This window comes from Actinomyces sp. S6-Spd3, from assembly GCF_000758755.1.
Classification (GTDB): domain Bacteria; phylum Actinomycetota; class Actinomycetes; order Actinomycetales; family Actinomycetaceae; genus Pauljensenia.
This window is the reverse complement of the sequence record NZ_JRMV01000199.1, coordinates 1-580: the sequence shown is the minus strand read 5'-3', so window position 1 is coordinate 580 and position 580 is coordinate 1. Positions and strand designations below refer to the sequence as shown.

The 580-nt window shown below is 54.5% G+C and carries 1 pseudogene; it reads right to left on the bottom strand.

Annotation, left to right across the window (positions count from 1 at the left end):
* Positions 1 to 580: pseudogene (locus tag HMPREF1627_RS01715) on the bottom strand (3-hydroxybenzoate 4-monooxygenase); the annotation flags it as partial.

The following is a 580-nucleotide window of genomic DNA, read 5'->3' as shown; positions in this document are numbered from 1 at the left end:
GTGTCTGGCATATCGAAGCCGTGCCATAGTCCCTTCGGAAGCTTGCCGAAAATCTTCTCCAGGTTTTGTAGTCCAAACGGACCATTTTCGGGCTTGAAGATTGCGGGAACATTGCCCGGACAAATGTCGCGGTGGTCCTGCTGGTAGATCACCTTCACATCAAAGAGGGCATCGCGATCGCTACCCTTCGGGGTGAACTTATTAATGGGGGAGTCAACTGACTCGTCCATCCACTTAGCCCAGTCGGCTACCTTAGTCCCCGAAAGTGCGGCGCGTTCCTTGTCAGCGAATACGTATATGCGCCAGCGGCCATCAGCCTCGTGCGTGTGGCCGAGGTGGATCGGATTTGAATCCGACCGGCGTACTACCTTCGCGGACTTAAACCGCTTGCCCAGCGTGTAGCCCTTTGCCAAATCCTGATATGCATTCGAACCAACAAGTAACCCTTCGGGGTATTCCGTGCGGAACCCGTTAGAGAACTCGCCGGTTTCCAAGTAGAAGTCCTCAATCGGAATGTCGGCACCCGGCCCCTTGTATGTACCCGCTACACGTGCGGACCATTCGGAATCAAAATCGATCA